General features: G+C 52.6%; 2 protein-coding genes. Both read right to left on the reverse strand.

All coding sequences use genetic code 11. The features are described from left to right. Window positions 1-772: porin (locus A3754_RS02950; RefSeq protein ID WP_063518806.1), on the reverse strand; the 772-nt coding region annotated here is incomplete at its 3' end. Window positions 773-949: 177 nt separating this feature from the next. Further along, the coding region (locus A3754_RS02955) for a MazG nucleotide pyrophosphohydrolase domain-containing protein (RefSeq protein ID WP_304439785.1) at window positions 950-1,194 on the reverse strand (245 nt) is incomplete at its 5' end.

Here is a 1,194-nt window from a genome sequence, read left to right on the forward strand (position 1 = left end):
CTTCGCCGTCCGCTTCAGTTTCTTCAGCAGTCTGGAACAGTGCGCCGATTTCGAAGTTGCCCGGCTTCAGGCCAAGAGCCACACGGGTGATATCGATGGTCGGGCTAGTACCGGTTTCATCGGTGATCAGCTCGTCAGTCATGTCTGCATCGTGAGCGATGGCACCGTAGAACATGTCTTTTTCAGCAACCAGAGACACGGAGATGGTGTCTGCCAGGCCGGTTTCCGGATCGCCGTCACCGTCGATATCGTTGTTTTCTGCAGGAATGAATGCAGCGTTCAGGGTTACGAGGTCACCCAGAGCAGGCGTGCTGTACTGGACGATGTTGGAAACCCGGTTTTCGCCAGACAGAACGTTCTTGATATCACCGCCGATATCGTTGAACTGGTCGATCTTGCCCTGGGCTTTCTTGGTAGGGGTATCAAATTTACCCGCTTTCAGGGTACCGAAGCCGCCTTTCAAACCACCGTAGATGTTACGCTGGGTGAAGGTCTGGCCGCCTTTGTCGCCGTCGTCTACGCTGATTTCGAATTCAGCCTGGTAGATGGCTTTCAGGCCAGCCACGTCCAGATCGAAATCACCTTTAACACCCAGGCGGGAAGCGTTGCTGTTCAGTTCCCAAGCGTCTTCACTGGGGTTTACGCCATCGTCAAACTCAGCATTTTCCAGAGAAACGTTAACTTTACCGTAAACAGTCGGGCCATCGGCCAGGGCCAGGCCAGGCATGGCTACGGCAGCCCCCACAGCGATCGCAAGCAAATTCTTCTTCATTCCAACACTCCTTCAATCAGGCAATATTTTGTATGCAAAGTAACAGCGTGACTGAAACCCCAACCAAGCGAGGTAACGTTTACTGCTTGGTGGCGCAGTATGGGGAGAGTGGATGACTGAAAAGTTTCTCTTATGTGAAGTTTTTATTTCACAGGAACAAGACGGGGATGAGAGGGGTCAATCTGCAGATTTTTTCGCTTGCTGCCAGGCGGCTTCCAGCGCGTTTTCATCCAATGATTTCAAAGGGTTGGACTGTTCTCGCTCCATGGTGCGAAAACGCCGTTCGAACTTGTTGGAGGCCCGGCGCAAGGCCTGCTCCGGATCGATTTTCAGGTGGCGGGAGAGGTTTACAAGGGTAAAAAGCACATCTCCGAACTCATCTTCGATGGCATCTTTATGACCGTTTGAGAGTGCCTCGTCCA

Source organism: Alcanivorax sp. HI0083 (assembly GCF_001635175.1).